This is a genomic window from Pseudomonas sp. PvP001 (assembly GCF_040546375.1).
Classification (GTDB): domain Bacteria; phylum Pseudomonadota; class Gammaproteobacteria; order Pseudomonadales; family Pseudomonadaceae; genus Aquipseudomonas; species Aquipseudomonas coleopterorum.
The window spans coordinates 1,624,512-1,647,904 of sequence record NZ_JBEPNQ010000001.1; the positions used below are offsets into that span (position 1 = coordinate 1,624,512).

Sequence of the window (23,393 nt, forward strand, 5' to 3'; positions counted from 1 at the left end):
CGGTTCGTCGAGCCGTTACAATTACTTGTTAACGGAATCGGTCAGCACTTTGGCTGGGACGAACTTGACGACTTTCTTGGCAGCGATTTCGATGGCAGCGCCAGTCGAAGGGTTACGGCCAGTGCGGGCAGGACGCTCGGTGATTTTCAGCTTGCCGATACCAGGCAGAGTGATCTCGCTGCCATTTTCCAATTGATCGGCAACGATCTGGCCCAGCTGCTCGATAGCGTTGCGCGCGGTGGTTTTCGGCGCGTCGATAGCTTCAGCGATATCGGCGATCAGTTGGTCTTTGGTTAATGCCATGGTGGTGTACCTTCCCTATCAAATTCAATTGGATTGCAAAGTGCAGCGTAAGTCGGAGCCGGGCGTGCGACGTCCGCCGGGGCTCGCGTTTCGGTCATGCCAATCGCCATTGTAGATACCCAGAATGACGTTTGGTTCGACTCGAAAGCCGCTCTCTGCGGGGCTTCACGGCCTCGTGGGCCGCAAGACCGGGCAAAACTAGCACAGAGCCAAACAAATATCCGCCACTAGCGGCCCTTTTATTCAGCTTTATCATGGGTTTGGCCAAAAAGTAGACGATTTCGTCGTTTCAGCGCACGCGCAGGCCACCGGCAATCCTCAAAACCCCTATCTACGTTACACTTCGCCCCTTTGCGGCACAGCCCGCTCCAGCCGCCGTGCCCATCAGTCAGACAAGCCGAGAAGCCCATGCCGATCCGTCACTGCATCGTCCATTTGATCGACAAGAAACCCGACGGCACGCCCGCCGTGCTTCATGCGCGCGACAGCGAGCTGGCCGAGTCCAGCGCCATCGAACATCTGCTTGCCGACCTCAACGAAAGTTACAACGCCAAGCAGGGCAAGGCCTGGGGCTTCTTCCATGCCGAGTCCGGCGCGCACCCGTTCAGCGGCTGGCTCAAGGACTATCTGGACGAGGGCCGCGACTTCACCCAGTTCAGCCGCACGGCCGTCGAGCACCTGCAGAAGCTGATGGAAGAATCCAACCTGTCCACCGGTGGGCACGTGCTGTTCGCGCATTACCAGCAAGGCATGACCGATTACCTGGCCATTGCCCTGCTGCATCACAGTGAAGGCGTGGCCGTGACCTCCGAGCTCGACGTGACCCCGTCGCGGCACCTGGACCTGGGGCAACTGCACCTGGCGGCGCGCATCAACCTGTCGGAGTGGCAGAACAACAAACAGTCCAAGCAGTACATCTCGTTCATCAAGGGCAAGAACGGCAAGAAGGTTTCGGAGTACTTCCGCGACTTCATCGGCTGCCAGGAAGGTGTCGATGGCCCGGGGGAAACGCGGACACTGCTCAAGGCGTTCAGCGACTTCGTCGAGAGCGAGGACCTGCCCGAAGAGTCGGCGCGTGAGAAAACCCAGACCTTGGTGGAGTACGCCACCAGCCAGACCAAGATGGGCGAGCCGGTCACGTTGAAAGAGCTGTCGGGTCTGATCGATGAAGAGCGCCCGCAGGCCGTTCTATGACCATATCCGCAACAAGGATTACGGTTTGTCGCCGGAGATCCCGGCCGACAAGCGCACCCTCAACCAGTTTCGTCGCTTCACCGGGCGGGCCGAGGGGCTGTCGATCAGCTTCGAGGCGCATCTGCTGGGCTCGAAGATCGAGTATGACGAAGAAGCCGGTACCTTGATCATCAAGGGCCTGCCGTCGCAACTGACCGACCAGCTCAAACGGCGCAAGGATTGACGGACTGCGCCGTATGAGTGGTCACCGGCCGCGAAGCGGATGCTGCGGGGTGTCAATCGAACCGCAGCGTGCCCTTCGCGGGCAGAGCCCGCTCCCACAGTTGGCGGGGAAGCAGGCGGTGCGGGGTGTCGATCGAACCGCGGCGTGGCCTTCGCGGGCAGAGCCCGCTCCCACAGTTGGCGGGGAAGCTGGCGGTGCGGGGTGTCAATCGAGCCGCAGCGTGGCCTTCGCGGGCAGAGCCCGCTCCCACAGTTGGCGGGGAGGCAGGCGGTGCGGGGTGTCGATCGAACCGCGGCGTGGCCTTCGCGGGCAGAGCCCGCTCCCACAGTTGGCGAGGAGGCAGGCGGTGCGGGGTGTCAATCGGACCGCAGCGTGGCCTTCGCGGGCAGAGCCCGCTCCCACAATCGGCGGGGAGGCAGGCGGTGCGGGGTGTCCGGCTTGACGTCGCCGCTACGATCTTGTGATCGCAAAACCCACTCGCGGGAAATGCACATGCACCACGCCGGCGCGCGCGTCTTCACGCCGGATGATCAATTCCTCGGCCCCGGTAAACAACAGCTCGCCCTGCACGGGGTCGACGCCATAGTCCACGGCCGAGATGCTCACCTGGTCGCCCATCTTGAACCCATTGAGGTCCTCGAACGTCTCGTCGGGCAAAGGTGCCGGGGTGGCCGCTTTGGCAATCGCCAAGGCTTCTTCTGCCGTCAGGTCGCTGTAGGTGCCGTGGCCGAAACCCAGCACGCGTCCCAGCCAGGCATGGATGGCGGGATAGACATCCACCAGCGGGGCGGTGACCGGCGTGCCCTTGAGGAACCACAGCGGATGAGCCATGGAGAAATCGGCCAGGGTCGGCGCGCCGAACAGGTACTCACCCTCTGCGTTCTGCAGTTGCTGCTCCAGGCGCGCCATGAACGTTGGCCACTGATGCTTGGCCTGCTCGACCGACAGGCGCGTCGCAGTGCCGCCCTGGAACAGCGCCATGCGGTCGGCGATGAAGGCCTTGGCGGCATCTTCCGGCAGACGCGACAGGCGGGCGCTGATGGACTCGGGCTGGAACACCAGGCTGACGGCATGCTGGAACAGCACCGAATCGGCCCAGGCGGCGAAAGTGGCCACGGTGAGTTCCTGGCCAAGGGGCAGCAATGCCGGCAAGGCTTTCTCCTGCTCCAGCCGCCGAGCGATCAAGGCCGTGTCGCAATACACATCGGCGCCGATCTGCAGCACTGGCGTCTTGCGATAGCCACCGGTCAGCGCCGTCAGATCTGGCTTGGGCATGATCGGCGAGATCAGCACCGAGCGCCACGCGAGCCCTTTGAAGCCAAGCATCAAGCGGGCCTTCTCGGCGAACGGCGAGGTCGGATAGTGATGCAGGATCAACTCGGACATATCGGCTCCAGCAGCGGATGGGAAAGCCCACAGCTTACTCGCACCCGCGCAGACCACATACCCCCGTAGCAGCGGCGGCGATGTGTGCGGTGTGCCTGAATGAACGCGTTGTAGCCGGACGCGGCTCGCGCCGCTGCTACAGGGTACGCAATCTCCGTAGCAGCGGCGCAAGCCGCGTCGGCGGTGCACGCGGTGTGCCTGGATGAACGCGGTGAAGCCGGACGCGGCTCGCGCCGCTGCTACAGGGGTACGCGATCTCCGTAGCAGCGGCGCAAGCCGCGTCGGCGGCGCATGCGGTATGCCTGAACGAACGCACAACCCCGAACGCGGCTCGCGATCCCCGTAGCAGCGGCGCAAGCCGCGTCGGCGTTGCACGCGGTGTGCCTGGATGAACGCGATGAAGCCGGACGCGGCTCGCGCCGCTGCTACAGGGATACGCGATCTCTGTAGCAGCGGCGCAAGCCGCGTCGGCGGTGTATGCGGTGTGCCTGAATGAACGCGGTGAAGCCGGACGCGGCTCGCGCCGCTGCTACAAGGGCACGCGATCCCTGTAGCAGCGGCGCAAGCCGCGTCGGCGGTGTATGCGGTGTGCCTGAATGGACGCGATGAGGCCGGACGCGGCTCGCGCCGCTGCTACAGGGGGGTGAATGTGGCTACGAGGTGTTCCTTGGCGGGCTTGCGCAGGCGCTTGATCAGCCGTTCGTGGCGCAAGGCTTCGCTTTTGCTTGGCCATGCTTCCACGTAAACCAACGCCACTGCCGGGCTGGACAGGAAGAACCGCGCGCCCTTCCCACTCTGGTGCTTGGCGAAACGGCGCTGCGGATCGTCACTGATGCCGCAGTAAAGCGAGCCATTCGCCGCGCGCACCAGGTAGACATACCAGGGCTTGGCTGGCGTGATGGCGGTCATCGATTCAGCAGCGCCTGTGTGCAAGCAATATCACTCCACCTTGGTCGCCATGGCCTGCACATGCAGCGTGCGCCCGGCCCCCATGCCGGCGGCCGTGGCGGCGACGCCGATGACGGCGAACACCCAACCCACTGCGCCCCACCCACCCGTCATGTCGTGCACCAGACCGACCGCGAAAGGCCCCATCGACGCGATGGTGTAGCCCACGCCCTGGGCCATGCTCGACAGATTGGCCGCCACATGGGCATCGCGCGAGCGCAGCACGATCAAGGTCAGTGCCAGCGCGAACACGCCGCCCTGCCCCAAACCCAGCACGATCGCCCAGCCCCACATCCCGCCCAGCGGTGCGTAAAGCAAGCCGAACAACCCAGCCAGGCTCAGCGCCATCACGGCGAGAATCGGCAGGCGCTGATCACGGCCGCGGGTGGCCAGCCATGGCACGGTCAACGCGCTGGGCAACTGCACGATGATCGAGAATGACATGACCAGCCCCGCCTCGGCAGCCGACAACCCGCGCCCGATGAGGATCGACGGCAACCAGCCGAAGACAATGTACGCCAACGACGACTGCAGCCCCATGAACAGCGTGACCTGCCACGCCAACGGATCACGAAGCAGCCCGGTCACGCGATAGCGAGCGCGCTGCACACCATGCTTCTGTCGCGTCTGCGGCCACCAGAACACCGCAGCCAGCAAAGCCGGCACCATCCAGAACGCCAGACCGATGCGCCAGCTGTCATCGAAATACTGGCTCAGCGGAACGCTCGAACCGGCCGCCAATGCCGCTCCCAGGCACAACGCCATGGTGTAGACGCCGGTCATCGTACCGGCCTGTCGGGCGAAGTCGCGCTTGACGATACCGGGCAGCAGCACGCCGATGATCCCGATACTGCCACCGGCCACCAGGCTGCCGATGAACAAGCCCCAGATGCCCAACTGACTGCGCAAAGCGATGCCGGCCGCCAGCACGAGCAACACGCCAAGGACCACGCGCTCGCTGTCGAAGCGGCGAGCCAGCAGGGGCGCCAGGGGCGCGAAAAGGCCCAGGCACAGAACCGGGAGCGTGGTCAGCAGACCGGCCGTCGAGCCGCTCAGACCGAGGCTGGCAGAGACCTGCGCAAGCAACGGCGCCATGCTCGACAGAGCCGGACGCAGGTTGAGCGCCACCAGCACCAGACCAAGGATCAGCAACCAGGGTTTATGCAGCGGCGTGACGATATCGCGACTCGAAGGGGTACAGTTGGCAGTAGGCATAAAAGTCCAGAAACGAAAGTGCGGACCATTGCCAGGACGGGAATGCCTGGTGGTCTCTTGGATACGGCTTTGAACGAGGAAGCGTAGAGCCTATTGCCAGCAATGGCAAATACCTGGCTGGCAGTGTGCCCTTCAGACCGCAGTGCGCCCTTCGCGGGCAGAGCCCGCTCCCACAGGTATCCGGGCAACCCGTAGGAGCGGTCATCGGCCGCGAAGCAGACGCTGTGGTATGTCAGGTGAACCGCAGTGCGCCCTTCGCGGGCAGAGCCCGCTCCCACAACAGGCCCACAACAGGTTCAAAGCAGGCCCGCAGGCAGCGGATCCCCTGTGGGAGCGGGCTCTGCCCGCGAAGCAGGCGCTGCGGTGCAGCAGACCTGAAACGAAAAAACCCGGGCAAAGGCCCGGGTTTTTGGTTTGCTGCAAACGGTGATCAGTGCAGGATCTGGCTCAAGAACATCCGCGTCCGGTCACTCTGCGGGTTGTCGAAGAAGTCGTTCGGCGCGGCCTGTTCGACGATCTCCCCCTTGTCCATGAAGATCACCCGGTTCGCCACGGTGCGGGCGAAGCCCATTTCGTGGGTCACGCAGAGCATGGTCATGCCATCCTCGGCCAGGCCTATCATGGTGTCGAGCACTTCCTTGACCATTTCCGGGTCGAGCGCCGAAGTCGGTTCGTCGAACAGCATGATCTTGGGCTTCATGCACAGCGCCCGAGCAATGGCCACACGCTGTTGCTGACCACCGGACAACTGACCGGGAAACTTGTGCGCCTGCTCCGGAATGCGTACGCGCTCCAGGTAATGCATGGCGATTTCCTCGGCCTGGCGCTTGGGCATCTTGCGCACCCACATCGGCGCCAGCGTGCAGTTCTGCAGGATGGTCAGGTGCGGGAACAGGTTGAAGTGCTGGAACACCATGCCCACTTCGCGACGTACCGTTTCGATCTGCTTGAGATCGTTGGTCAGCTCCACGCCGTCGACGATGATGGTGCCCTTCTGATGCTCTTCCAGACGATTCAGGCAACGAATGGTGGTCGACTTGCCCGAACCCGAAGGCCCGCACAACACGATACGCTCGCCCTGGGTCACGTTCAGGTTGATGTCCTTGAGCACGTGGAACTGGCCGTACCACTTGTTCACGCCTTGCATCTGGATGATGCCCGGAGCGCCGGCCGGTTTCTTGATCGCTTCACTCATGATTAAGCTCCTAACGCTTGTGGCCAGTGTCCAGCTTGCGCTCCAGGTGCATGGAGTAGCGGGACATACCGAAACAGAAGATCCAGAACACCAGGGCTGCGAACACGTAGCCCTCGGTCGCCATGCCCAGCCATGCGGGGTCGGCTGCCGCCTGCTTGACGCTGTTGAGCAGGTCGAATAGGCCGATGATGATCACCAGGCTGGTGTCCTTGAACAATGCAATGAAGGTGTTGACGATGCCCGGAATGACCATCTTCAGGGCCTGCGGCAGGATCACCAGGCCCATGCTGCGCCAGTAGCCCAGCGCCATGGCCGAAGCGGCCTCGTACTGCCCCTTGGGAATGGCCTGCATGCCACCGCGCACCACCTCGGCCACATAGGCCGACTGGAACAGGATCACGCCGATCAACGCGCGCAGCAGCTTGTCGAAGTTCATGCCTTCAGGCAGGAACAGCGGCAGCATCACCGAGGACATGAACAGCACGGTGATCAACGGCACGCCGCGCCAGAACTCGATGAAGGTCACGCAGACCACCTTCACCGCCGGCATTTTCGAGCGACGGCCCAGGGCCAGCAGAATCCCCAACGGCAAGGCGCCGGCGATGCCCACGGTGGCGATCACCAGGGTCAGCATCAGGCCGCCCCACTGGCTGGTGGCAACGGTCGGCATGCCGAACGCCCCGCCGTGCAGCAGGAAGTAGGCGATGACCGGGTAAAGCACCAGGAAACCGATGCCATAGACCGCCTTGCGCTTGAACCGCGACATGAACAGCGGCGCCACACCCAGGACCGCCAGCCAGACAGTCAGGTCGACGCGCCAGCGCAGCTCGGGCGGGTAATAGCCATACATGAACTGGCCGAACCGTTGCTGGATGAACACCCAGCACGCGCCTTCCTTGGTGCAGTCGGCACGGGTGGTGCCGACCCAGTTCGCGTCGAAGATCGACCAGTTCAACAGGGGTGGCACGATCAGCCAGATCAGGTACAGCGACAACAGCGTCAGCAGGGTGTTGAGCCAGCTGGAGAACAGGTTCTGGCGCATCCACGCGACCGGGCCGAACACTTTGCTCGGTGGTGGCTGGTCGGGTTTGAAAATATGGGTCGTCATGCGCTTATCCTCACCGTTCGATCAGCGCAATGCGCTTGTTGTACCAGTTCATCAGCAGGGAAATGCTGATACTGATCGCCAGGTACACGCTCATGGTGATGGCAATGACTTCGATCGCCTGCCCCGTCTGGTTGAGCACGGTACCGGCGAACAGCGAAACCATTTCCGGGTAACCGATACCGGCGGCCAGCGACGAGTTCTTCGCCAGGTTCAGGTATTGGCTGGTCAGTGGCGGAATGATCACGCGCAGGGCCTGCGGGATGATCACCTTGCGCAGGGTCGGGCCGTTGCGCAGCCCCAGCGAGTGGGCCGCTTCGGTCTGGCCGTGGCTGACCGACTTGATGCCCGAACGCACGATCTCGGCGATGAACGCCGCGGTGTACACGGTCAGGGCCAGGGTCAGGGCCAGCAGTTCCGGGATCAATACCCAACCGCCGACGAAGTTGAAGCCCTTGAGCTCGGGTTTTTCCCAATGCACCGGAGCGCCGAAGATCAACGAGCACAGGGCCGGCACGACGATGAGGATCGCCAGGCCCACCCAGAACTTGTGGAACGGCTCGCCGGTGGCCTCGAAGCGCTTGGTGGCCCATTTGGACATCAGCACGATGCCGACGATGGCCAGGATGACGCTGATCACGAACGGCCAGAAGCCCGGTGCAGCCAGCGCAGCCGGCATGTTCAGGCCGCGGCTGCTGACGTAGAAGCTGTCCATGAAGCCATGGGCGGCGCGCGGCCCAGGCAGCGTCAGAAACACCGCGAAGTACCAGAACAGGATCTGCAGCAGTGGCGGGATATTGCGGAACACCTCGATATAGACCGTCGCCAGCTTGTTGATCATGAAGTTGGGCGACAGCCGAGCCACACCGATCACGAAACCCAGCAGGGTTGCCAGGATGATGCCGATGATCGACACCAGCAGGGTGTTGAGCAGGCCGATCAGGAACACGCGCGCGTAGCTGTCCGATTCAGTGTAGTCGATCAGGTGTTGGGCAATGCCGAAGCCGGCACTGCGTTCGAGAAAGTCGAAACCGGAAGTGATGCCCCGGTGTTGCAGGTTGGTCTGTGTGTTGTTGAACAGAAACCAGCCCATACCGACCACCGCCACAATGGTGATGATCTGGAAAAGCCACGCACGCACACGTGGATCAGTCAGGGACAGGCCCTGCTTGGGTGCGCCGATTTGATTTTGCATGGAAAGCCCCAGGAGAGAGGGAGAACAGCGCCTGACGGCAACGTGCCGTCAGGCGCAGGGCCGATCAGCGTACGGGTGGTGCGTACTGGATACCGCCAGCGTTCCACAGAGCGTTCTGGCCACGGTCGATCTTCAGCGGGGTGTTCGCGCCCAGGTTGCGCTCGAACATTTCACCGTAGTTGCCGACCTGCTTGACGATCTGTACCACCCAGTCCTTCGGCAGTTTCAGGTCCTTGCCGTATTCGCCATCGGCGCCCAGCAGACGAGCCACGTCGGGGTTCTTGGTCGACTTGGCTTCGGCTTCCACGTTCTTCGAGGTCACGCCAGCTTCTTCGGCGTTGAGCTGAGCGAACAGGGTCCACTTGACGATTGCCAGCCAGTCTTCGTCGCCACGGCGTACCACTGGGCCCAGAGGCTCCTTGGAAATGGTTTCCGGCAGCACGATGTAGTCGTTCGGTGCTGCCAGCTTGCTGCGCTGGGCGAACAGCTGCGACTTGTCGGAGGTCAGTACGTCGCAACGGCCGCCTTCCAGGGACTTGGCGCTTTCGTCGGAGGTGTCGAACGTGATCGGGGTGTACTTCAGGCCATTGCCGCGGAAGTAGTCGGACACGTTCAGTTCGGTGGTGGTACCGGCCTGGATGCAGATGGTTGCACCGTCCAGTTCCTTGGCGCTTTTCACGCCCAGCTTGTTGTTCACCAGGAAGCCGATGCCGTCGTAGTAGGTCACGCCGGCGAAGACCATGCCCATGCCCGCATCGCGGGAGCTGGTCCAGGTGGTGTTGCGCGACAGGATGTCGATTTCACCGGACTGCAGCGCGGTGAAACGCTCCTTGGCGTTCAGCTGGCTGAACTTGACCTTGGTGGCGTCGCCGAACACAGCGGCGGCGACGGCGCGGCAGACGTCGGCGTCGATACCGACGATCTTGCCCGAAGCATCAGGAACGGAGAAACCCGGCAGGCCGTCGGAGACGCCGCACTGTACGAAACCTTTCTTCTGGATGGCGTCCAGAGTGGCACCCGCCTGAGCGAAGCTGCTCACGCCCAGGACGGTCGCAGCGGTCAGTACAGCCAGGGTGGATTTCAACATCTTCATTCAAAACCTCCAGTTGCTCTTGTTGTGTCCGAGCTTGAATTGCGCTGCACCTAAATGAGGCGGTATCGACCCGTGTCGGCTAGTTGTTGGGTCAAGCATCAATCGCAATACAAGTGATGAACCCGAGTGGCCAGATGGCGCGACCGGGATATGCAACGCTTGCCCCCGCTCCCCGCAAGGTCCGACGCAGTGGCCTGCGGCGTCTTTCGCGATCATCGACCGATTCTGCTACAACCCTGATGGACTGCTCTGCGTCAGTTCCGAAGGGCTCTATAGTGTTACCGCCGATGAGGATGCTGGTATTACGCCAGTTACATAGCAAGCCTCGTACCAGAGTGAATCCGGAAAGCGTTTAAGTGCGCGTCAATAGAAAAACTTGTAGCCTTGCGACATCTTCTTCAGAGATCGCACCATCGCGCCCCGTCGCACTGCACTCAAACAGAGCGGGCGCCCCACAACGGAGCAACCATGACTGACCCCCTGATCATCGAACCGAACCACACCGCCGACGCCTGTGTCATCTGGCTGCACGGCCTGGGCGCGGACAGATACGACTTCCTGCCGGTAGCAGAAGCCCTGCAGCAACGCCTGCACGGCACGCGCTTCGTACTGCCCCAGGCGCCGACCCGGCGCGGTCACCATCAATGGCGGCTATGCCATGCCCAGCTGGTACAACATCATCGCCATGAGTCCGGCACGGGCGATCGACCAAGGTCAGTTGGAGGCGTCTGCGCAGATGCTTTGCGGCCTGATCGAGGAACAGCAGGCCAGCGGGATCGCGCCGGAGCGAATCTTCATCGCCGGGTTTTCCCAAGGTGGCGCGGTGGTCCTGCATACGGCCTACATCACCTGGACAGGACCGTTGGGCGGGGTCCTGGCGCTGTCGACCTATGCGCCGACCTTCGACGAAAAAGTCGAACTGGCCGCGAGCCAGCAGCGCACCCCGGCACTCTGCCTGCATGGGCAGAACGACGAGGTGGTGATCAATGCCATGGGCCGCAGTGCTTATGAACACCTCAAAGGCTGGGGCGTGGACGCAGCGTGGCGGGAATACCCCATGGGTCACCAAGTGTTACCGCAAGAGATCGCCGATATCGGCGAGTGGTTGGCGCAGCGGTTGCACTGACCCACAGGCAGGCCATTCACGGCCAATGACCGCTCCTACACGTCCCCCGTAGGAGCGGTCATTGGCCGCGAACCAGGCACCCTGGTGTATCTGCCATACATCGGTACACCCTTCACCCGCCTTTCCCACATCCAGCACTCTTCTACCGTCGTGCGCGATTCTTGCATTACACTGCCTGACGCACATTCCTTAACCAATCGATGAGAAGCCCGTGCTCAAAGCACTCAAGAAGATGTTTGGCAAGAGCGACGCACAGCCGCTTGCTGCCGACACTGGCGCCACCCGCGCGCTACCCGTCGACACTGAAGAATCGACCCCGCCGGCTACTGCGGCGGATGCACCGGCCGCCAGCCCTGAACCGGCAGCAGCCGCTGCACCCATCATCGTCGAAACGCCCCGCCGCCCTCGCCCGCCCAAGCCTGTGGTACCGGCCTGGAACCGCGCCGACTTTCAGGTCGCCCCGCAGGAAGGCAAGACCCGCTTCCACGACTTCGCGCTCACCGACGAGCTGATGCACGCCATCCACGACCTCGGTTTCCCCTATTGCACGCCGATCCAGGCGCAGGTGCTGGGTTATACCCTCAAGGGCCGCGACGCCATCGGCCGTGCCCAGACCGGCACCGGCAAGACCGCCGCCTTCCTCGTGTCGATCATCTCCCAGTTGCAGCAGACGCCTCCGCCCAAGGAACGCTTCATGGGCGAGCCGCGCGCGCTGATCATCGCGCCCACCCGCGAGCTGGTGGTGCAGATCGCCAAGGACGCCGCAGGCCTGACCAAGTACACCGGTCTGAACGTGATGACGTTTGTCGGCGGCATGGACTTCGACAAGCAACTCAAGCAGCTCGAAGCCCGTCACTGCGACATTCTGGTCGCCACCCCCGGTCGCCTGCTGGACTTCAACCAGCGCAGTGAAGTGCACCTGGACATGGTCGAGGTGATGGTGCTCGATGAAGCCGACCGCATGCTCGACATGGGCTTCATCCCCCAGGTGCGGCAGATCATTCGTCAGACGCCGCCCAAGCAGGAGCGCCAGACCCTGCTGTTCTCGGCCACCTTCACCGAAGACGTGATGAACCTGGCCCAGCAGTGGACCACCGATCCGGCCATCGTCGAGATCGAGCCGGAAAACGTCGCCAGCGAAACCGTCGAGCAACACGTGTACGCCGTCGCCGGCAGCGACAAGTACACGCTGCTGTACAACCTGGTCACCGGTAACGATTGGGAGCGCGTGATCGTGTTTGCCAACCGCAAGGACGAGGTGCGCCGGATCGAAGAGCGCCTGGTGCGCGACGGTGTGAATGCCGCGCAGCTGTCCGGCGATGTGCCGCAACACAAGCGCATCAAGACGCTGGAGGAGTTTCGCGAAGGCAAGATCCGCGTGCTGGTGGCCACCGATGTGGCAGGCCGTGGCATCCATATCGATGGCATCAGCCATGTGATCAATTTCACCCTGCCCGAAGTGCCGGATGACTACGTTCACCGCATCGGTCGTACGGGCCGGGCCGGCACCAGTGGCGTCTCGATCAGCTTCGCAGGCGAAGACGATTCCTACCAACTGCCTTCGATCGAAGCGCTGCTGGGCCGCAAGATCAACTTCGAAATGCCATCAGCCGAGCTGTTGAAACCGGTGGAACGCAAGCGCTCCTGACCCCCCGTAGGAGCGGTCCGCGGCCGCGAAGCCTCTTGTGGGAGCGGGCTCTGCCCGCGAAGGCCTCACCGCGGTCCACCCGCTCCACAGCGCCCCCCTCTTGTGGGAGCGGGCTCTGCCCGCGAAGGCCTCACCGCGGTACACCCGCTCCACAGCGCCGCCCTCTTGTGGGAGCGGGCTCTGCCCGCGAAAAGGCCACTGCCGACTTTCAGATCACTCCCAGCGCTGGGCCGCCTGCTCGTCGCTTTCACGCCCCTGCACCCAGCGCGGGCCATCCTCGGTGTTCTCCTTTTTCCAGAACGGCGCGCGGGTCTTGAGATAGTCCATGACGAAATCACAGGCCTGAAACGCCGCCTGACGATGGGCGCTGGCCACACCGACGAACACGATCGGCTCACCCGGTTCCAGCGCACCGACACGATGCAGGATCTCCAGTTTCAGCAACGGCCAACGCTGCGCCGCTTCCAGAACGATCTTGTCCAAGGCCTTCTCGGTCATGCCGGGGTAGTGTTCCAGCAACATCCCGCGCACTTCGAGCCCGTCATTGAAATCGCGCACGTAGCCAACGAAACCCACCACGGCGCCCACCCCGGTATTGGTCTGATGCAAGGCGTTGAGCTCGGCGCCCGGGTCGAAAGCTTCGTGCTGTACGCGAACGCTCATGTCAGCCTCCGGTCACGGTTGGAAAGAATGCCACTTCATCGCCGTCAAGCAGCGGCTCGTTCAACCCACACATCTCCTGGTTACGAGCGCACATCAGGCCCTTTTCACCGAGCACTTCGCGATCGCCGCGCAGGATGAGGAATTCACGCAGCGTCTCGACATTGGCGAACTCGCCTTTTACCACTTCCTCAGCTACCCCCAGCAATTCGCGATAGCGGGCGAAATACAGCACCTTGCAATTCATGATGCATCCGCCTTGAAATGCCCACTCTTGCCGCCTTGCTTCTCCAACAGGCGCACTTGCTCGATGACCATGCCCCGGTCGACTGCCTTGCACATGTCGTAGATCGTCAGGGCCGCGACACTCGCCGCCGTCAGTGCCTCCATCTCGACCCCGGTCTGCCCGGCCAGCTTACAGCGCGCGGTAATCAGGACGCTGTCCTCGCCGTCGGCCACCAACTCGACCTTCACACCGGTCAGCATCAGGGGATGGCACAGGGGAATGAGGTCACTGGTTTTCTTCGCTGCCTGAATGCCGGCGATACGCGCCACGGCGAACACATCACCTTTGGGATGCTCACCTTCGACGATCATGCGCAGCGTCGGCGGCAGCATGCGAACACGCGCCTGGGCCACGGCTTCGCGTGAGGTCACAGCCTTTTCGGTGACATCCACCATGTGCGCGCGGCCTTGGGAATCGAGATGGGTCAGCACAGCCTTACTCCTGTTTCGGGAGCAGCGATTGTAGCCCCGCAAGCGGTAGGTTGCGCAAAACCTAAAACGTCCTTTTGTAGGACTAATCCTCCAAAACTTGGGAAGCATCTGACTTTTTCATCGCCCGCCACTCGGCAGAATTCTCCTCGCGACGCCAACCGAAGCCATCAGGACTCGGCTCATGGCCCGTTCAACACGCAGCGCGCACCTGCTGCCCATCTTGAAATAAAGGAGTTTTACCCGATGAAATCCTCATTGCTCGCCCTGCCCCTGGCCATCTTGATCGCCACCCCCGCTCTTGCCGTTCAGCGTATCGACCATACCGTTACCGTGACCGCCATCGTTCCGACCGACAAGTTCATCGTCGAGCCACTGGGTGGCAACTGGATGAACGAGCCGCAGAAAATGAGCTTCAAGCCTGTCGACGGCAGCCTGGAACCCATCCGCAAGCAGCTGACCATGAAAAGCACCACCGGCGAAATCAAGGCCAAGCTGCTGACGGCGCCTTCCATGAGCAGCGGCAGCAACACCATTGGTCTGGACGTGAGCATCGCCGGCCGCCGCCTGAGCACCAGCCCTGAAACCGTATCCAACGTGGCCGATTCCGCCGCCGGCACCGTGGTCGACTTCCTCGTCACTGCAGGCACCAAGCCGACCGCCGGCTATGTACCGGGCACCTATCAGGGCATCGTCAACCTGGTGTTCGAAACCCCTGATCCGGCCTGATCACAGCCCGACTCCCTCGTTCTCGTTCATACGGCCGCCGTTGTTGCCTGCGCGACATCGGCTGGCCCAAGACTTTGTGATACCCATGACTGCACATGCCCTCTGGATGCCAAGCGGTGCGCGCATCGCTTCGTTGCTGGCGCTGACTCTCCTGCCGGGTTGGGCCATGGCCATCACGCCGGCTGCAGGTCCGGTGGGTGTGCTGAGCCAGGCGCAAGGCTTGCCCGCCGAATTCAACGAGCACTTCTTCGACGTTCCGCTGGCCGTCCGTGTCGATCTCGACGGCGAGCCTCTGGGTGAGGCGTTGATCGCGCTCGATCGCAAGGATCGCGTCCAGCTCCTCGAATTCGTCGACACGGACGGCCAGTCTTCGACACAGTCGCTTCGCCAACGGTGGACGGACCAGCTCGCCGAACCGGTGCCACTGGGGACCTGCATCAGCGACTGTCGAAACCAATTGCTTGCCTTGCATTACAGCCTGCACGACTCGCGCCTGTCGATCCTGACTCGGTCGGTCGAACGCAGCAGCGACGCGCAACGCTATCACGCCCTGCCCGAGCACGGCAGCCAAGGCTTGATTCTGCGTAACCAACTCAATCTCACGGCCGGACAGCGCGATCAGGCAGGTCGCTATGCCCTGCAAGGTCAGGGCAGCATCGGCGACTGGACGGCGCTGGGGCAGTTCCAGGCCGATCGCAGCCAGGACAGCCGTCAGGGCACCCGGCGGCGTGTCGACCAGTTGTACGCCGAACGCCTGATAGAGAACCACTTCTATCGCCTGGGTTACTTCATGCCCGACTCGCAAGGCCTGGCGCGCCAGCCTCGAACCCTGGGCGACAGCCCGGACACCGCACTGGGCATCATGTATGGCAGCAGCGACAGCCTGGCGGTCAGCAGTACCACCCCCAGTGCCACGCCGATCTACGTGACCCCTTCGCGCGCCGGGGTGGTGGAGATCTACCGCGGCGGTGTGCTGATCAATAGCCAGCCGGTCCAGCCGGGGCTGCAAGCCATCGACACCAAGGTACTGCCTGGCGGCATCTACGATGTCGAAGTACGCGTGCTCGAAGACGGTCGTGTGACCTCCAGCAGCGAGGCCTTCATCTACAAGCCGTTGAACTGGAGCAATCCGGACGAGCGTTGGCGCTACAACCTGTACCTGGGCCGACGCAGCACCCTGCTCAGCAACTGGGACGAGGAGCGTGCCAACGGGCTGAGCGCCGGGGCCTTGTTCAACTACCTGGCCCACTCACGGGTGGTACTGGGCGGCTCGGTGCAACGTGTACGAGGTTTCGACCAGTACGGCCTGTCGGCCGACTGGGACGCGCTGCAAAGCCTCAAGCTGTACGCCAACCTGTTTCATACCGGCCAGCATGGCCAGGGCTACGATCTGCAGGCACTGTGGAACTACGATGCCGGCAATCTGGTGTTCAGCCGCAGCCAGAGCTGGCAACAGTACCCCAGGCTGCGCGGACAGCTCGAGCGGGGGCCCGCCCAGCAGGTCATTCAGACCTCGGCAGCCTGGATGCACCGCATCGACCAGCGCTGGAGCGCCAATACCCGAATCGCCCGCAGCGACGGCCTGTATGGCGGCAACGCATTCGACCTGGGCCTGACCTACCACGGCAAGCTGTTGGGCTCCGACGCCAACTGGCGCACCTCGCTGTTCGATCGCCCTGGCTCACTGGCAACCGGTGGCCATCGCAACCGCGGCATCGACTTCAGCCTGAGCCTCAACCTGGGCCAGGACGGTCGCCGCCTGGCCGCGACCCTGGGCAGCCGTACGGCGCAGGACGGCAGCCGTGATCACAACGTGTCGCTGACCTATCAGCAAGCCCTGCAACACCACACCCTGCGCAACGTCTCGGGCACCGTCACCGCCGATCGCTATGGCGCCGGCTTTGCCACCAACGCACAGTTTCAGAACAACGCCGTGTACGGCGACGCCTACCTGCAGAAATCTTCTCTGGACGATGGCCTCAGTGGGGGCCTCAACCTGGAAAGCACCCTGGCCACCGACGGTGGACGGATAGCCGCCAGCGGTATCTTTCAGGCTTACGAAGCGGGGGTGATCGTCGATGTCGAATCCGACATCGACGAACTCAGCCTGCGTGCCGACAGCCCGTACAGCTTCGGCGCCACGCTGCGCCCAGGCCGCAACATCATGCCCGCCAGCGCCTATCGTCCGGGCCAGGTGCAACTCGACTTCCAAGGCTCCGATGCCCACGCGGCGGTTATCCAGCCCTCTTCTTTCAGCTACCACCTCAACCGCGGCGGTGTTACCTACCAGAAGATTCGGGTGATGCGCACGGTCACCGTGCTGGGCCGCCTGCTCAACCACCGCGGCGATCCCATCAAGGGCGCCATGGTGATCAACCACGCCAGCCGCAGCCTCACCGAAGCCGACGGATTCTTCGCGGTGGAGATGAGCGAGTCGACGCCCACCCTGGAAGTGCGCCGCAGCGGTACGCGACTGTGTTTCATCAAGTTGGACGAGAAACACGCCCAGCGTGAAAACGAAGTGCTGCTGGTCGGCGACCAGCAATGCAGTACAGACAGTCTAGCCGCCAAGGGTGGCGCTTCAGAGAGAGAAGCAGGATGAATCGGCTATCGAACAGACCCGCTGCAGCCGCAGTCATCATCGGCAAACTGGCGCTGCTGGTTTTGTCCTGGTTTTTCAGTCACTGGGCGCAGGCGAACGAAAAGCTCATCACCGCGCGCATCGAGGGTACCCGATTCATCAATACCACCCAGAAAGCGCTGTGGTGCAATCAGTTCGGCGGTGGCGCCTACTGCACGGCCAGCGACTGGGGCATCGATCTGCCCATCACCTATACCAAGATCGTGGATGTCAACTCTGCCGACTACCGCAACAAAGTCTATGCCAAGCTCCCGGCGCGCCAGTCCCTGACCTTGCAGAACCAGCTCTCTGGCCAGACCGCAACCATGTCGATCACCTTCAACTATTTCAGCCAGCGGGTCAGAACGCTCCACGATACGGTGCTGGCCGAACCGGCCGGTGGATGTGGGGCGCTCGGCGGCATCGGCGGTGGAGCGGGCTGGTCCCAGCACCTTTGGTATGTCCTGAGCGGAAACAACCCGACACCTTGCTATTCCTCCCGAACCGGCAATGTAAATGTGGAAAATGCGGAATTCACCCGGATAGGCGTCAGTATCCAGCCGCAGTTCCCCGCAGTAGCGTCTCTGGATCCGGGACGCTGGGAAGGCGTTATCGAATACCTGGTCGGGCCGGGTCGCGATTTCGACTTCGGCAACATGACCAGTGCCAGTACTGACGTCATTCGCTTTCGGGTGAGCTTCGTGATCCAGCCGGACATTCGCGTGGATCTTCCTGCCAATGGCACCGAAGTCAAATTGATCCCCCAGGGCGGCTGGGGCGTGACGACGAATTCGAGCCGGGCGCCAGAACGGCTCTATCACGATACCCCCCTGCGGCTCTGGGCGGGCGTGCCTGTGCGGGTATACCTGAGTTGCCAATTGACCAACCTCGCCGACGGGCGCTGCAAGTTGCGCCCCAACTCCGGGGTGCAGGATGTACTCATGGACACGCAACTCACCTTGCCCAGCACGTTCACCCACAACAACCAGCCGATAAACCGCCTGTCACTGCGCCAAGGGCTGACGCGCGCCAAGACCATCATCCCGTCAGGCAACATCGCTAATGCGCCAGGCACGCTGCACTTCGAAGTCAGCGGGACGGAGGCGGCAAAAATGCTGCTCAATCCAGGCGCCAAATACAGCGGCACGGTCACCATCATCTACGACGCCACCATCGCTTGAGGTTCACCATGAGACACCTTTTGCTACTGCTTGCCCTTGGTACCCCACCGGCCCAGGCAGGTCCGGAACTGAACATCGGCAGCCTCTATGAATACCTGGACGAGGGCCGCAGCACCTCGCTCAAGCGCATCTACAACAATGGCGACCAGACGGCCTTCGTCAAGGTAACCGTCGCCGAGCTGGTCTACGGGGCCGACGGCAAGGCCACGGAAGTGTCGCTCGACGGCCTGCCGGCGGGCGAACGCAGCCTGATCGCCAGCCCTGCACGCTTGATAGTCCCGGCCCAGGGCATGCAACAGGTAAGGCTGCTGTACCGGGGCAAGCGCGACGCCGAACGCTACTATCGGCTGCGTTTCATTCCCGTCCTGCCGGAGGTCGGCGATGGCTTCGGCTTGAATCCCGAACAAGCCAAGCAATACGACGACGCCTTGACGGCCGGCGTGAATATCCTCGCAGGCTTCGGCGCGGTGGTGTTCGTCAAACCTGCGCCCACGCGCTATGCCACGCAGGTGGTGCACGAAGCCACGCGCTTTGTCGTCCCCAACGACGGAAATGCCACGCTGGTAATCGATCACTTCAACGACTGCGCTCCCGACGGGAAGGACTGCAAACCGCCTACCAAGCATCACATCAGGCCCGGCAAGCGCCTGGCGTTCGACAAGGAAGCCGGGCGCATCTATCGGTTCGTGCTGGAAAAGGGTCAGGAACGTGAGGAAGTGCAGTTCAGTGGCTGAACCGAGCGGCGCCGTGAAGCACCGCCGTGTGCAGGTTCAGAGATGGGATTCGGCATACTCGGCCAGAATCGACCGCGGTACGCCTTGCAGCGTGATGTGCACGCCCTGCGGGAAGTCCTTGAAACGCTCCGTCAGGTAGGTCAGCCCCGAGCTGGGCGCCGACAGGTAGGGGGTGTCGATCTGCGCCAGGTTGCCCAGGCAGATCACTTTGGAACCGGCGCCGGCACGGGTGATGATGGTTTTCATCTGGTGCGGCGTCAGGTTCTGGCACTCGTCGATCAGGATCAGGCTTTGCTGGAAACTGCGGCCTCGGATGTAGTTGAGGGATTTGAACTGCAACGGCACCTTGCTCAGGATGTAGTCGACGCTGCCGTGGGTGTTTTCATCCTCCATGTGCAGGGCTTCGAGGTTGTCGGTGATGGCGCCCAGCCAGGGCTCCATTTTTTCCGCTTCGGTACCGGGCAGGAAGCCGATCTCCTGATCCAGCCCCTGCACGCTGCGGGTGGCAATGATGCGCCGGTAGCGCTTGGTCACCATGGTCTGCTCGATGGCTGCAGCCAGGGCCAGAATGGTCTTGCCCGAACCCGCCGCACCGGACAGGTTCACCAGGTGGATGTCCGGGTCGAGCAAGGCGAACAGGGCCAGCGCCTGATAGATGTCGCGCGGCTTCAGACCCCAGGCTTCCTGATGCAGCAAGGGCTCCTGATGCAGGTCCAGGATCATCAACTCGTCGTCCTTGATGCCCTTGATCCAGCCAACGAAGCCCTGCTCGTCGATGATGAATTCGTTCATGTGCACCGACGGCAGCAGCTCGCTCAATTGCACGCGGTGCCAGGTGCGGCCGTGGTCCTGACGGGTCTCGACCTTGCTCACGCGGTCCCAGAAAGACCCGGGCACGTTGTGATAGCCGCGTGAAAGCAGCGACACGTCGTCGACCAACTGGTCGGTGCTGTAATCCTCGGCGGCAATGCCGCAGGCGCGCGCCTTGAGACGCATGTTGATGTCTTTGGTGACCAAAATCACGCTCAAATCGGGGTTGCGCGTGTGCAGGTCGATCAACTGGTTGATGATGATGTTGTCGTTGAGGTTCTGCGGCAGCAGGTTGGAAGGTTCAGGACGCTTGTCCATCAGGATGGACAGAAAACCTTTGGTGCTGCCATTGACGCGCATGATCGGTACGCCGGATTCGACCACTGAAGGCGAGGCATCGCCCAGGGTCTTGTCGATCAGACGAATGGCCTGCCGACACTCGGCAGCGACGGTCTGCTTGCCATCCTTGAGTTTGTCCAGTTCCTCCAGAACGGTCATGGGAATGGCGACGTGGTGTTCTTCGAAATTCAGCAGGGCGTTTGGATCGTGGATCAGTACGTTGGTATCGAGCACATAAAGGATTGGCTGATCGGAAGAGGTGCTGCGTCCTTGTTCATCCATACTCGGTCACCTTTTTGGGAGCCTGACAACGCAATACCTGGACGGTGCTGCGCCGCGAAAAGGCCGCCGGATTCCCGCATCAAGGAGCAGGACCTGCGCACAGGTGGAGAGTCTCTGGAAGACGCCACCTGTGATGCAGGGTTCGGCGGTCTGTCTTCGTAATACCGCAAAACCCATGAAGGAAAAAAGCACTTTACGGTTTTTTGAAGTTTATTTTTCCGTAGTGCGAATAACGCTTGGCGGCTGCAACGCACGCCGTTAGAGTCCGAAGTTGACCCGCCCGTCATCAGACCGGCAAATTTCGCAAAAAACCTGCCAAAGCCCCGTAAAACCTGACGATTGACGCTTTTGTTCACTGAACGTCGGCGCAGGCCTGCCATTGGATGTCGGTCTGGGCGGTTTCGCGCATCAGCCAGGGCACCGCAGTCTGCGCCTTGGCCAGGCTGTCATGAAACACCACGATCCCCCGTCGCCACAGCAGCATCAGGCTGAGCGTGCGCTCGCCGGCCTGCTGGGCGGTAAGGCGGCTGTCGTCGTCCATCGAATCGATGTTCCACAGCGCCACTTTCAGACCCGCGCCAGCGAAGAACCCACCGCTGTCGGCGCGGCGCTGACCGTAGGGCGGGCGGAACCAGGGCACGTAGCTGTCGGGCAGATCGCTCTGCAGCAGGGCGATGCTGCGCAGCACCGAATCCTGCCATTTGTCCCATTGCCCATGGGAAACGTACTGCCAGCCCAGGGTCGCCACGCACTGCCCGGCATACAGCGCCTGCAATTGGGCCACCGAGGTTTTCTCGGCGCGCGCCTGCAGGCTCTGGCCTGGGACGAAGAATGTAGCGCTCAGATCCTGCGCACGCAGGTACCCGGTCAGCGCATCGGTGGCGCCATCGACCGGGCTGGGGCCGCCGTCGAAGGTCAGCAGGAAGGTGCGGTCGGCAAAGCCATTGCCATCGAATTCCTGTTCCGACAACAGTTGCACTTCGCTGGTGGTCTGCGGCGATACGGCGGCCAAGCGCAACAGCTCGTTCAAATAAGCCTCGCTGAACACCTGTCCCGGCACGGCAAACCCGGAATAGAAGGACTCGGGCGCGATACCCAGATCGGCCGCCTGGGTGCGCAGATCGCTTTCGCTGTCGATGGCATAGCAGAACGAGGCGTCCTGCTCGCAGCTTTGCTGCGCCAGATCGAAATTGGCCCAGAGCCGCTGCCAGAGTCGCTGACGCAGGTCCTCGATCGCCAGCAGGTTGATCTGGCGCAGGCCCAGACGTGCGGTCAGCTGTGCTTCATCCTGGCTCTCACTGGCCAGCAACGAGCGGGCGAACAGCAATATCTGCGCGCGCGAGGCGACATCGAACAGCACCGGCGAGTCGATGCGCTCGGGCCAGTGACTGCGTTCCAGGGTCGCCACCAGCGGCGCGGCGACGGCGCTTGAAGCGGCGCAGACAAGAGTGGCCAGCATCCATGATACCCAACGCAACGGCGATCTCCTCGGTGACGGGGTGCGCGGGCACTATACCGCTGTCATGGCGCGGCGCGTAGCTTGGTGGCGTACGAGGCCTTCCCCCACCTCGTTTCTGTGATTACAGTAGGCAATCAACGGCGGTTCAGGAATCACCCTATGCTTCGCTTGGCCCTCGCCGTGCTGATGCTGGCCACGCCCATGGCGTTCGCCGCCGGCAAGGTCAGCATCTTCAACTGGCCCGATTACATGGCCCCCGATACCCTGTCCAACTTCAAGCGCCAGACCGGCATCGACACCCACTATGCCGTTTTCGACAGCAACGAAACCCTGGAAAAACGCCTGCGCGAATCGCCCGGCAAGTACGACGTGATCTTTCCGTCCAACCACTTCATGACCCGTCATATCGGCGCCGGCAATCTCAAGCCCCTGGACCGCAGCCGTCTACCCAACTGGAAGTACCTGAACCCCGTACTCCTGCGTGCCCTGGAGATCAACGACCCGGGCAATCGTTATGGCTTTCCGTACCTGTGGGGCTTCAGCGGCATCGGCTACAACGTCGAACAGGTCAAGGCCGCCCTCGGCGAGGATGCGCCGGTGGATTCCTGGGATCTGGTGTTCAAGCCGGAAAACATCGCGCGCCTGAAGAAATGCGGGGTCGCCATCCTCGACATCGGCCCCGAACTGCTGCCCATGGCGCTCAACTATCTGGGCTTGCCCTCGCACAGCCAGAACCCGGCCGACTACGACAAGGCGCGTGCGCTGCTGCTGAGCATCAAGCCCTACGTACGCTATTTCGATTCGGTGGAGTACAGCCATCAGTTGGCCGAGGGCAAGCTGTGCGCTGTGATCGGTTTTTCCGGCGATATCCTGCAGGCGCAGACTCAGGCCAGGCAGGCCAACCAAGGCGTGGACATCGAGTTCACCCTGCCGCGGGAGGGCTCGACCATGTGGTTCGACATGGTCGCCATCCCCGCCGACGCTCCGGACGAAGACGCGGCATACACCTTCCTCAACTACCTGCTGGACCCCAAGGTCATGGCCAACATCACCAACAGCGTGCACTACGCCAATGGCAACGAAGGCGCCGACGAGTGGGTCGACCCTGCGATCAAGCGCGATCTGCGGATCTACCCCAGCGCCGAGGTGATGAGCAAGCTGTTCCTGCTGCAGCCCATGCCGGCCGACATCGAACAGCTACGCACCCGAATCTGGAACCAGATCCGTCACTGAG

General features: G+C 62.5%; 19 protein-coding genes and 2 pseudogenes. 8 read left to right on the forward strand and 13 right to left on the reverse strand.

From position 1 onward, the window contains the following. Positions 1-21: 21 nt before the first annotated feature. On the reverse strand, positions 22-303 hold the full coding sequence (locus ABMD26_RS07450; protein ID WP_043186365.1) for an HU family DNA-binding protein: 282 nt from the start codon (positions 301-303) through the stop codon (positions 22-24). Between the two features lie 408 nt (positions 304-711). On the opposite strand from ABMD26_RS07450, the pseudogene yejK reads away from it, so the two are divergent. After that, positions 712-1,720, forward strand: a pseudogene (gene yejK / locus ABMD26_RS07455) (nucleoid-associated protein YejK). A gap of 450 nt (positions 1,721-2,170) precedes the next feature. On the opposite strand, the gene ABMD26_RS07460 reads toward yejK, so the two are convergent. From ABMD26_RS07460 to ABMD26_RS07490, 7 genes are all read right to left on the reverse strand, one after another. Beyond that, the gene (locus tag ABMD26_RS07460) at positions 2,171-3,106 is read right to left on the reverse strand and encodes a glutathione S-transferase family protein (RefSeq protein ID WP_354308796.1); all 936 of its coding nucleotides are present in this window, start codon (positions 3,104-3,106) and stop codon (positions 2,171-2,173) included. Positions 3,107-3,739: 633 nt separating this feature from the next. Next, complete coding sequence (locus ABMD26_RS07465; protein ID WP_134721700.1) at positions 3,740-4,015, reverse strand: GIY-YIG nuclease family protein; 276 nt, start codon at positions 4,013-4,015, stop codon at positions 3,740-3,742. 30 nt (positions 4,016-4,045) lie between these two features. Beyond that, a complete protein-coding gene (locus tag ABMD26_RS07470; protein WP_320523487.1) occupies positions 4,046-5,269 on the reverse strand; it encodes a CynX/NimT family MFS transporter in 1,224 nt (407 codons plus the stop codon). A 430-nt stretch (positions 5,270-5,699) separates the two neighbouring features. After that, positions 5,700-6,464 carry an amino acid ABC transporter ATP-binding protein gene (locus tag ABMD26_RS07475; protein WP_049861820.1) on the reverse strand — a complete coding sequence of 255 codons (765 nt, stop codon included), beginning with the start codon at positions 6,462-6,464 and terminating at the stop codon, positions 5,700-5,702. A 10-nt stretch (positions 6,465-6,474) separates the two neighbouring features. After that, complete coding sequence (locus ABMD26_RS07480; RefSeq protein WP_049861819.1) at positions 6,475-7,572, reverse strand: amino acid ABC transporter permease; 1,098 nt, start codon at positions 7,570-7,572, stop codon at positions 6,475-6,477. A gap of 10 nt (positions 7,573-7,582) precedes the next feature. Then, a complete protein-coding gene (locus tag ABMD26_RS07485) occupies positions 7,583-8,764 on the reverse strand; it encodes an amino acid ABC transporter permease (RefSeq protein WP_049861818.1) in 1,182 nt (393 codons plus the stop codon). A gap of 64 nt (positions 8,765-8,828) precedes the next feature. After that, the gene (locus ABMD26_RS07490) at positions 8,829-9,857 is read right to left on the reverse strand and encodes an amino acid ABC transporter substrate-binding protein (protein WP_049861817.1); all 1,029 of its coding nucleotides are present in this window, start codon (positions 9,855-9,857) and stop codon (positions 8,829-8,831) included. A 468-nt stretch (positions 9,858-10,325) separates the two neighbouring features. Here ABMD26_RS07490 and ABMD26_RS07495 point away from each other — a divergent pair. Both ABMD26_RS07495 and rhlB read left to right on the forward strand, forming a co-directional pair. Continuing rightward, a pseudogene (locus tag ABMD26_RS07495) lies at positions 10,326-10,983 on the forward strand (alpha/beta hydrolase). Between the two features lie 211 nt (positions 10,984-11,194). Then, positions 11,195-12,631, forward strand: a complete 1,437-nt coding sequence (gene rhlB, locus ABMD26_RS07500) for an ATP-dependent RNA helicase RhlB (RefSeq protein ID WP_354308800.1) — start codon at positions 11,195-11,197, stop codon at positions 12,629-12,631. A 213-nt stretch (positions 12,632-12,844) separates the two neighbouring features. Here the strand turns inward: rhlB and moaE are convergent, their stop codons facing one another. Genes moaE through moaC form a run of 3 tightly spaced genes read right to left on the reverse strand, consistent with a single transcriptional unit; the run spans position 12,845 to position 14,008 of the window. Next, a complete protein-coding gene (gene moaE, locus ABMD26_RS07505) occupies positions 12,845-13,294 on the reverse strand; it encodes a molybdopterin synthase catalytic subunit MoaE (RefSeq protein ID WP_134721696.1) in 450 nt (149 codons plus the stop codon). A gap of 1 nt (position 13,295) precedes the next feature. Further along, positions 13,296-13,538 (reverse strand): MoaD/ThiS family protein, encoded by a 243-nt coding sequence (locus ABMD26_RS07510; RefSeq protein ID WP_134721695.1) that lies wholly within the window; start codon positions 13,536-13,538, stop codon positions 13,296-13,298. After that, complete coding sequence (moaC, locus tag ABMD26_RS07515) at positions 13,535-14,008, reverse strand: cyclic pyranopterin monophosphate synthase MoaC (protein ID WP_134721694.1); 474 nt, start codon at positions 14,006-14,008, stop codon at positions 13,535-13,537. The genes ABMD26_RS07510 and moaC overlap by 4 nt, the downstream gene beginning before the upstream one ends. A 243-nt stretch (positions 14,009-14,251) precedes the next feature. Here moaC and ABMD26_RS07520 point away from each other — a divergent pair, with 243 nt between their 5' ends. The 4 genes from ABMD26_RS07520 to ABMD26_RS07535 all read left to right on the forward strand — a co-directional run bounded on the left by ABMD26_RS07520 (position 14,252) and on the right by ABMD26_RS07535 (position 19,269). Further along, on the forward strand, positions 14,252-14,734 hold the full coding sequence (locus ABMD26_RS07520) for a CS1 type fimbrial major subunit (protein WP_134721693.1): 483 nt from the start codon (positions 14,252-14,254) through the stop codon (positions 14,732-14,734). Positions 14,735-14,819: 85 nt separating this feature from the next. Continuing rightward, positions 14,820-17,336, forward strand: a complete 2,517-nt coding sequence (locus tag ABMD26_RS07525; RefSeq protein ID WP_354308804.1) for a TcfC E-set like domain-containing protein — start codon at positions 14,820-14,822, stop codon at positions 17,334-17,336. A gap of 62 nt (positions 17,337-17,398) precedes the next feature. Continuing rightward, entirely contained in the window at positions 17,399-18,535 is a 1,137-nt protein-coding gene (locus ABMD26_RS07530) for a hypothetical protein (RefSeq protein ID WP_354308806.1), read from the forward strand. Between the two features lie 8 nt (positions 18,536-18,543). Continuing rightward, complete coding sequence (locus ABMD26_RS07535; RefSeq protein WP_134721691.1) at positions 18,544-19,269, forward strand: molecular chaperone; 726 nt, start codon at positions 18,544-18,546, stop codon at positions 19,267-19,269. A 36-nt stretch (positions 19,270-19,305) separates the two neighbouring features. Here ABMD26_RS07535 and ABMD26_RS07540 read toward each other — a convergent pair whose 3' ends face one another. Both ABMD26_RS07540 and ABMD26_RS07545 read right to left on the reverse strand, forming a co-directional pair. Further along, the gene (locus ABMD26_RS07540; RefSeq protein ID WP_049861807.1) at positions 19,306-20,700 is read right to left on the reverse strand and encodes a PhoH family protein; all 1,395 of its coding nucleotides are present in this window, start codon (positions 20,698-20,700) and stop codon (positions 19,306-19,308) included. Positions 20,701-21,052: 352 nt separating this feature from the next. Beyond that, positions 21,053-22,177, reverse strand: coding sequence for a polysaccharide deacetylase family protein (locus tag ABMD26_RS07545; protein ID WP_502948305.1), 1,125 nt, complete (start codon positions 22,175-22,177; stop codon positions 21,053-21,055). Positions 22,178-22,318: 141 nt separating this feature from the next. On the opposite strand from ABMD26_RS07545, the gene ABMD26_RS07550 reads away from it, so the two are divergent. Then, a complete protein-coding gene (locus ABMD26_RS07550) occupies positions 22,319-23,392 on the forward strand; it encodes a polyamine ABC transporter substrate-binding protein (RefSeq protein ID WP_134721689.1) in 1,074 nt (357 codons plus the stop codon). Position 23,393: the final 1 nt, after the last annotated feature.

What these genes read in the sequence shown, in the direction of transcription:
- ABMD26_RS07450 (WP_043186365.1), bottom strand. Translation starts at nt 303, where the DNA reads ATGGCATTAACCAAAGACCAACTGATCGCCGATATCGCTGAAGCTATC.
- ABMD26_RS07460 (WP_354308796.1), bottom strand. Translation starts at nt 3,106, where the DNA reads ATGTCCGAGTTGATCCTGCATCACTATCCGACCTCGCCGTTCGCCGAG.
- ABMD26_RS07465 (WP_134721700.1), bottom strand. Translation starts at nt 4,015, where the DNA reads ATGACCGCCATCACGCCAGCCAAGCCCTGGTATGTCTACCTGGTGCGC.
- ABMD26_RS07470 (WP_320523487.1), bottom strand. Translation starts at nt 5,269, where the DNA reads ATGCCTACTGCCAACTGTACCCCTTCGAGTCGCGATATCGTCACGCCG.
- ABMD26_RS07475 (WP_049861820.1), bottom strand. Translation starts at nt 6,464, where the DNA reads ATGAGTGAAGCGATCAAGAAACCGGCCGGCGCTCCGGGCATCATCCAG.
- ABMD26_RS07480 (WP_049861819.1), bottom strand. Translation starts at nt 7,572, where the DNA reads ATGACGACCCATATTTTCAAACCCGACCAGCCACCACCGAGCAAAGTG.
- ABMD26_RS07485 (WP_049861818.1), bottom strand. Translation starts at nt 8,764, where the DNA reads ATGCAAAATCAAATCGGCGCACCCAAGCAGGGCCTGTCCCTGACTGAT.
- ABMD26_RS07490 (WP_049861817.1), bottom strand. Translation starts at nt 9,857, where the DNA reads ATGAAGATGTTGAAATCCACCCTGGCTGTACTGACCGCTGCGACCGTC.
- moaE (WP_134721696.1), bottom strand. Translation starts at nt 13,294, where the DNA reads ATGAGCGTTCGCGTACAGCACGAAGCTTTCGACCCGGGCGCCGAGCTC.
- ABMD26_RS07510 (WP_134721695.1), bottom strand. Translation starts at nt 13,538, where the DNA reads ATGAATTGCAAGGTGCTGTATTTCGCCCGCTATCGCGAATTGCTGGGG.
- ABMD26_RS07520 (WP_134721693.1), top strand. Translation starts at nt 14,252, where the DNA reads ATGAAATCCTCATTGCTCGCCCTGCCCCTGGCCATCTTGATCGCCACC.
- ABMD26_RS07525 (WP_354308804.1), top strand. Translation starts at nt 14,820, where the DNA reads ATGACTGCACATGCCCTCTGGATGCCAAGCGGTGCGCGCATCGCTTCG.
- ABMD26_RS07535 (WP_134721691.1), top strand. Translation starts at nt 18,544, where the DNA reads ATGAGACACCTTTTGCTACTGCTTGCCCTTGGTACCCCACCGGCCCAG.
- ABMD26_RS07540 (WP_049861807.1), bottom strand. Translation starts at nt 20,700, where the DNA reads ATGGATGAACAAGGACGCAGCACCTCTTCCGATCAGCCAATCCTTTAT.
- ABMD26_RS07550 (WP_134721689.1), top strand. Translation starts at nt 22,319, where the DNA reads ATGCTTCGCTTGGCCCTCGCCGTGCTGATGCTGGCCACGCCCATGGCG.